The organism is Acetobacter sp. AN02, from assembly GCF_029759835.1.
Lineage (GTDB): Bacteria > Pseudomonadota > Alphaproteobacteria > Acetobacterales > Acetobacteraceae > Acetobacter.
The window spans coordinates 1-6,981 of record NZ_JAJJND010000107.1 but is presented as its reverse complement, the minus strand read 5'-3'; the positions used below and the strand labels follow the sequence as shown (position 1 = coordinate 6,981).

The following is a 6,981-nucleotide window of genomic DNA, read 5'->3' as shown; positions in this document are numbered from 1 at the left end:
AAACAGTCTGCACAGGAAGCCGGAAAGTACAACACTCACGGCACACGCTCAGCCCTTAACTGACGACACGCCGTAGTTTACGGAAAGGGGCTGCCGTGTGATTTTTCAGGGGAACCGCCTGGATGCTGGCTGGAACGCTCGGATTTCCGGGAATTTCTGGTCTGTTGGTGGCTGGTTTCGTGATGTTCACATGAAAGAGACGGGATCGACGTCAATATCGACCCTGACAGAAGAGGGCAGACTGACTGTGGACAGCCAGTGTCTCAGGACAGGCTGCACGGCGATATGCCGGCGGGTTCTGAGCAGGAGTCTGCGGCGGTGGCGGCCTCTGAGAAGGGCAAGCGGGGCGGGGGCAGGTCCGAGAACCTGAATTCCCTCACCCTGCGGTGCGGCCATTCCCAGGGTCCGGGCGGCGTTATCCGCGTCCTCCTCCCTGGAAGAGCTGACGATCAGTGCGGCGAGGCGACCGAAGGGCGGCCAGAATCCCGGCTGTCTCTGCCGGGATTCCTGCTCCATGAAAGCCTGGAAGTCTCCGGAGATGAGGGCCTGCATGACGGGATGTTCGGGAGAGAAGCTCTGGAACATGACAGTTCCGGCCGCCTCCGCACGTCCGGCGCGTCCGGCGACCTGATGCAGGAGCTGGATGGTACGCTCCCCGGCGCGCAGATCTGCACCGCCGAGGCCGAGATCCGCATCCACGACTCCGACGAGAGTGAGATGAGGGAAATGCCATCCCTTGGCGACGATCTGCGTTCCGATGATGAGATCTGTCTCACGGTCCGAGATACTGCGGATGGCTTCCGTCATGGCGGCAGGTGTTGTCTGGATATCGCTGGCCATCACAAGGATGCGGGCCTCGGGGAAGAGGGTCCGGGCTTCTTCCGTGATGCGTTCGATCCCGGGGCCGACGGGGGTGAGGGTATGTTCCGCACTGCAGGACGGGCAGCGATCCGGCACGGGTTCGGTGTGCTCGCAATGGTGGCAGGCGAGGATCCGGCGTGCGCGGTGTTCGACCAGCCATGAGGTGCAGTCGGGGCATTCGAAACGGTGTCCGCAGGTGCGGCACAGCGTGAGGGGGGCGTATCCGCGGCGGTTGAGGAACAGCATCGCCTGTTCCTTTTTCGCAAAGGTGTCTGCAAGGGCGTCGGTCAGCGCGGGGGAGAGGAAGCAGCCGCGTGGCGGCGGATTTTCGCGCAGGTCGATCATCCGTGTCCGGGGCAGGGATGCGCCGCCGTGGCGGCTGGTCAGGGACAGGTGACGATAGCGGCCGCTACGTGCGTTGGTCAGCGTTTCCAGACCGGGCGTTGCGGAGACGAGCACGATCGGGATTCCGGCCTGTCTTGCACGGACGACGGCCATGTCGCGTGCGTTGTACATCACACCGTCTTCCTGCTTGAAGGCGGTTTCATGTTCTTCGTCCACGATGATCAGGCCGGGTGCGTTCAGGGGCAGGAACAGGGCCGAGCGTGCACCGACGATCACGCGCGCCGTGCCGTTCATACAGGCGGTCCAGGTGAGTGCGCGGATTTTGGGGCCGAGTTCGGAGTGCCAGATGGCGGGCCGGGTTCCGAAGCGGCGGGCGAAACGTTCGGTCCATTGAGCGGAGAGGGCGATCTCGGGCAGGAGGATCAGGGCCTGTTTTCCGGCTTCGAGACAGGCGGCAATGGCTTCGAGGCAGACCTCTGTCTTGCCGGAGCCTGTGACACCTTCGAGCAGCGTGACCGAGAAGCGGTTTTCCGTGACGGCTGTGCGCAGATTCTGTGCCACCTCTGCCTGCTGCCCGGCGAGGGATGGCGGGTTATGGCCCGGTTCCGGGCATCCGAAGGGCAGGTCTGCCCCGATCGTGACAGGGAGGATGGCCCGGGCTTCTGCTAGACCTCTGATGACGGCGGGACTGCTTCCGGAGCGTTTTGCAAGAGCGGCTGTGGTGAGAGGCGGGGCGTCTTGCAGGGCGGTGAGGATGGCCTGGCGTGCCGGAGTCAGGCGGAGTGCTTCGGGAAGCGGATCTGCAGGGGTCCATCCTGAGAGCGGTCGTGCTTCGGCACCACGCAGATGGGCGCGCAGACACAGGGCGAGCACCATGCCCGGGGAGGCCAGCGTATAGGCCGCGACCCAGTCGATGAAGCGACGCAGTGCTTCGGGCAGGGGCGGAATATCGAGTTTTGCAGAGACCGCACGCAGGCGATTATCGGGGATGTCCGGTTGGGGTTCTGCATTTCGTTGAGGATCGAGTTCGGGCGGGAGCGTGCCGTCATGCTCCCAGACGACACCTGTTTCTTTCCTGCCGCTGAGGGGAACAGAGACGATATCTCCGGGGCGGAGATCCTGCGTGTCTGCCAGCGCGTAATCAAGCGTGCCGGGAAAAGGCAGCGGCAGGAGTACAGACACGCGCCGGCGGCGGGCTGTGTCCGGAAGATCCGGGAAGAGAGACATGCGGTGGCGATCATAGAGCATCGCGGTGACGGTGGAAGGGGGTAGCAGAAATCCGGGGAGTATCGGGAGAGCTGTGATATCGGGGATCAGGATCCTGCAGGCGTGATCCGGGGCAAACTGAAGCGGACGACGCTCAGTGACAACAATGCCACTGGCCGCTCGACCGTGTGAACCTACAGTTCAAGGCGCGGGCGCCGAACCGGCTATGGGTTTCGGACTTCACCGGTGTCGCGACCCGGCTCGGTTTCGTTTATGTGGCGTTCGTTATCGACGCGTTCGCCCGATGCATCATCGGCCGGCGCGTCAGGAGCCGGAAAACGGGATGGCGGGGTCCGTGGCCGGGAGTGTCCCGTCCTCCTGCCGCTTTGCCTTCGTGAATTTCAGTGACCAGCGAGCATGACGGTCCCCATGCGACAGCTTTGACGGCTTGTCCTGCCAGACCTGCGGATTTGGGCTTCCCGAATATCGGCTTCTCCCCTCTGGTATTGCGTTGCCACCAGTGTGGCATCCGGGGTCTGGCAGGGCATTGGCAGATACCGGTATTCTTCAGGGTGGCATCAAAGCGATTGAACAGACCATCAATTGCACCGGCCTGTGTCAGACACTCACGAAACAGCCAGACCGTTTTGGCATCCGGCACGCGGCCAGAAGGCACCGGACCAGGAAAGCGCCTTTACTCTTTTGCCTTACTCCTGCTCCGGTTTCAGCCTCCCCGGGGCAGGACGAACAGAGATGCAGGCGCCGGAGCGCCGGGCCGGATATCGGAGAGCGAAACCTCTGTCTGACGCCCCTGCGCATCCAGAACCGTCCAGGATACAAGCGCCAGAGGCGCCTCACGAAAAACAAGCGTCAGGCTTCCGTCCCCCGGAGAGGCCGTCCGCACGACTGTCACGTGAATGAACCCGCCCTGGTGCGAAAACCCCGTCACGGTCACTGGGCCGGAAAAGGCAACATGCGACCCGAGCAGCAATCCCAGAGGCGTCCGCTCCTGCGGAATCTCTGTCGTCTGATCAAGCTGGGAATCCCGGAATACAACCTTTCCGCCACTGGCAACCAGAAGCAGCGGGCTCGGCTTGTCATACTCAAACCGCATCTTCCCGGGACGTGACAGCCAGACAGTGCCGTTCGTGACGGCGCGATCCGGTGCAACCTGCCGGAACCGCGCCTGCAATGTGGTCACCGTATTCAGCTGATCCTCGATCCGTGCCAGCCAACCACGATCCGCCGGCGTCAGCACTGCAGCCGCCTCCTGCGCTCTGGCCTGCGGCACCACAGATGACATTACCGCCTGACCAGCAAAGGCCAGAGTCGCAGCAAGAACAAAACGACGGGCAGAACTCATGGACTATAATCCTGTCGCACAAAAACCATCACAAACTGCCTGCTGACACCCTCAGCCTGCCGCGGGTGGCGAGCATAACATATCCGGAAGCCTCACTCACCCGTGATCACCTGACACGCTTCCGGCTGTCCCCGTCACTTCGTACCGACTCAGCTTTCCGGAAAAACAGCGCGCCTGCCCGGCGCGAAATCCAGACATGGTGCACGGCAAACCAGTCGGCCCCGAGCAGTATCCCGAAATCCTCGGCAAGAGGCGCCACCGTCAGAACGGGCGCCTTCTCAACCTCAGAGCCGACAGACAGACTGGAAAACCGATGCCAGTGATACGATTTCTCACGGCCATCAATGCCCGACGTAATCCCGCCCGGATCACGTGCCAGCCGCTCCTGCGTCACTCCCAGCGCCTCAGCCGCCACAACCGACAGAATCCGCGAACGGGCCCCGCTGTCCACAAGCGCGCGGATCACGTGCCCGTCCACACGCACCGGGATCACAACGCGATGTCCTGAAAACTCTGCCGGAATCCGCTCCCATCGACCCGGCGGCACAAACGCCGCACAGCCCTCAGGGACGTGCCAGAACCGGATCATCCGCTCCTCCGGATCAAAACTGACGTCATGGCGCAGCAGAATATCCGCCCCCAGCAGACCCCGGACAGGCGGATGAATCTCCGGACGGGATGGAAGATCCCCCACGGGAACCGATACAGGCCCCGTCCGCAGCGTGCCGATCTCCAGATCAGGAACGATGACGTTGGGAACCACACCCGCCACACCACCCGTCCCGCTGACCATCGTCCGGATGTGCGGATCAGGCGGAAAGTTCAGCTCCCGCACGACTGCAGGTGAAATCAGACTGCCCTCAGACCCGGTATCCGCCACCATACTGACTGCCGGACCGCCCGGACGCACCGGCACGGACAGAAATCCGAAATCATTACGTAGCGGAGCCTCCCCGATCAGATGCGCCTCACATGCCTCAGCCGCCATCGCCTCATGAGGCAGCACGATCACGGACCCGCACAGGATCACAGCCCCGATCAGCGTGGCCCGAAGCCGCGAAAGCACCGGCATGTCAGACAGAAGACAGCTCTTTCGCAAATCGATCCGTCGCCTCCACAAGAGCAGACAGAATTCCCGGCTCCGATGTTGCATGCCCCGCCGCATCGATCAGCCGGAACTCCGCCTGCGGCCAGGCGCGATGCAGATCCCATGCCGTCCGGGCCGGTGTCACCATATCGTAACGCCCCTGGATGATCACGGCCGGAATATCCTTCAGCTTTACGGAATCACGAATGAGCTGCCCCTCCTCCAGCCAGCCGCCATGCACGAAATAATGATTCTCGATCCGTGCAAATGCCAGCGCAAACGCCGCCTCATGATGCTGTGCGCTCATCGCGTCAGACGGCAGGAGCGTCAGCGTCTCTCCCTCCCACACGCTCCACGCCCGCGCTGCCTCCAGACGGATGACCTCATCTTCTCCCGTCAGAAGAGCACGATAGGCCGAGATCATGTCACCACGCCTAGCCTGAGGAACCGGAGCCTGAAATTTCTCCCATTTATCAGGGAAAATCCAGGATGCCCCCTCCTGATAATACCAGAGCAGCTCAGCCTGGCGCAGCGTGAAAATTCCCCGCAGAACCAGCGCACTCACACGCCCGGGATGCGTCTGTGCGTAGGCCAGCGCCAGCGCGGATCCCCAGGACCCGCCGAACACAAGCCACTTCTCCGCGCCCAGATGTTCCCGGAGCCGTTCGATATCCCGGACCAGATCCCAGGTCGTGTTGTTGTCCAGAGAAGCATGAGGCTTCGAACGCCCGCAACCACGCTGATCAAAAAGTAGTATATTATACTTGGACGGATCGAAAAATCGCCGCTGTGCAGGCGTGCAGCCGCCGCCCGGGCCGCCATGCAGAACTACCGCCGGAATTCCCTGCGGATTACCGCACAGCTCCCAGTATATTTCATGCCCGTCCCCGGTCGCCATCAGACCGCTGTCATAAGGCTCCGCAGGAGGATAAAGCCCCGTCACACTCATGCCTGATCTTCCTTCCGTTCACGAAACCCGTTGCCCTGCGGATGCGCCCGCTCCCAGACCTCCATCAGCCTGGCCTCATCCGTCAGCGTATAACGCTGCGTGGTGGACAGGCTCGCATGCCCCAGAAGCTCCTGAATCACGCGAAGATCCGCGCCACCCTCCAGAAGATGCGTGGCAAAGGAATGGCGCAGGGCATGCGGCGTTGCCTTATCAGACAGGCCGGCAAGTTCCCGCCAGGCCTGCATCGCCCGCCGCGCCACGGGCGCCTGCAGTCGCCCGCCACGAACTCCGGGAAACAGCGGCTCATCAGGGGACGGCGCAGGATGCTCTTTCCGCCAGGCTGCAAGGCGTTCCCGGACCACCGGAAGAAGGGGAACCAAGCGCTCCTTCCCTCCTTTCCCTGTAATCCGCAACACCCCATCCGCTCCTGCACGGTCCAGATCCCGCACATCAAGACCCAGAGCCTCGGAAATACGCAGCCCTGCACCATAAAGAAGAAGAAACAGCGCCCCGTCCCGCTGCCGCGCCATATCCGTCACAGCCCCCGAAGCCACGCCGTCAGGAACCTCCGCTGCATCATCACGCGACAGCGGACGCGGCAAAGTGGCCCGGATTTTCGGCGTGGACAGAAGCACGGGCGCGGGATTGTCGATCCCATGATGCCGGGCAAGATAACGGAAAAACGACCGCAGCGCGGAAACCCGTCGCGCCCGCGTCCGCGTCGCACGGTCCCGCGTAGTCCCCCGCCCCCCGGGAGAAAGTGCTGCCGTCTGTTCATATGCAAGCCAGGAACGCAGATCACTCAGCGGCAGAGCACCGAAGCCCGCCATATCAGGGAGCCCGCCCAGATGTCCGGAAAGAAACGCAAAAAAACGCTCCAGATCGCCGCGATACGCCGCCAGCGTATGCACCGAAGCCCCGCGCTGCGTGCGCATCCAGTCCAGAAACGCCTCAAGCGCCTCAGCCGCCGTCATCGTCACACACCCCGATCAGCAAAACACCGGGAACCCTATCTCTTTCATGGGCAGAAGAACAAGATACCCGTGTCGATACTCCTGCCATATCGGGCACCTAGAGGGTGTTATACCAACCATTGATTGCTAGAACCTATGTGCCCAATTGCGCAGTCCGATTGACATGATGCGCCAAGGTTGTTCGACGATCTGGTTC

General features: G+C 62.4%; 5 protein-coding genes and 2 pseudogenes. 1 reads left to right on the top strand and 6 read right to left on the bottom strand.

Annotation, left to right across the window (positions count from 1 at the left end; genetic code table 11):
• Window positions 1–186 precede the first annotated feature (186 nt).
• Entirely contained in the window at window positions 187–2,433 is a 2,247-nt protein-coding gene (locus LOC54_RS10705) for a primosomal protein N' (RefSeq protein WP_279313801.1), read from the bottom strand.
• Between the two features lie 99 nt (window positions 2,434–2,532).
• Here LOC54_RS10705 and LOC54_RS10700 point away from each other — a divergent pair.
• Window positions 2,533–2,738 (top strand): annotated as a pseudogene (locus tag LOC54_RS10700) (IS3 family transposase); the annotation flags it as partial.
• A 4-nt stretch (window positions 2,739–2,742) separates the two neighbouring features.
• Here LOC54_RS10700 and LOC54_RS10695 read toward each other — a convergent pair.
• The 5 genes and pseudogenes from LOC54_RS10695 to LOC54_RS10675 form a co-directional block, all read right to left on the bottom strand.
• Window positions 2,743–3,103 (bottom strand): annotated as a pseudogene (locus LOC54_RS10695) (IS5/IS1182 family transposase); the annotation flags it as partial.
• Between the two features lie 33 nt (window positions 3,104–3,136).
• Window positions 3,137–3,775 (bottom strand): LolA family protein, encoded by a 639-nt coding sequence (locus tag LOC54_RS10690; protein ID WP_408740346.1) that lies wholly within the window; start codon window positions 3,773–3,775, stop codon window positions 3,137–3,139.
• 106 nt (window positions 3,776–3,881) lie between these two features.
• Window positions 3,882–4,874, bottom strand: a complete 993-nt coding sequence (locus tag LOC54_RS10685; RefSeq protein ID WP_279313800.1) for a retroviral-like aspartic protease family protein — start codon at window positions 4,872–4,874, stop codon at window positions 3,882–3,884.
• Window positions 4,849–5,811 carry a prolyl aminopeptidase gene (gene pip / locus LOC54_RS10680; RefSeq protein WP_279313799.1) on the bottom strand — a complete coding sequence of 321 codons (963 nt, stop codon included), beginning with the start codon at window positions 5,809–5,811 and terminating at the stop codon, window positions 4,849–4,851. Before pip ends, LOC54_RS10685 begins: the two co-directional genes overlap by 26 nt.
• Complete coding sequence (locus LOC54_RS10675) at window positions 5,808–6,785, bottom strand: tyrosine recombinase XerC (protein WP_279313802.1); 978 nt, start codon at window positions 6,783–6,785, stop codon at window positions 5,808–5,810. The genes pip and LOC54_RS10675 overlap by 4 nt, the downstream gene beginning before the upstream one ends.
• Window positions 6,786–6,981: the final 196 nt, after the last annotated feature.

Coding starts and splice junctions, on each gene's coding strand:
- LOC54_RS10690 (WP_408740346.1), bottom strand. CDS start 3,775: ATGAGTTCTGCCCGTCGTTTTGTTCTTGCTGCGACTCTGGCCTTTGCT.
- pip (WP_279313799.1), bottom strand. CDS start 5,811: ATGAGTGTGACGGGGCTTTATCCTCCTGCGGAGCCTTATGACAGCGGT.
- LOC54_RS10675 (WP_279313802.1), bottom strand. CDS start 6,785: ATGACGGCGGCTGAGGCGCTTGAGGCGTTTCTGGACTGGATGCGCACG.
- LOC54_RS10705 (WP_279313801.1), bottom strand. CDS start 2,433: ATGTCTCTCTTCCCGGATCTTCCGGACACAGCCCGCCGCCGGCGCGTG.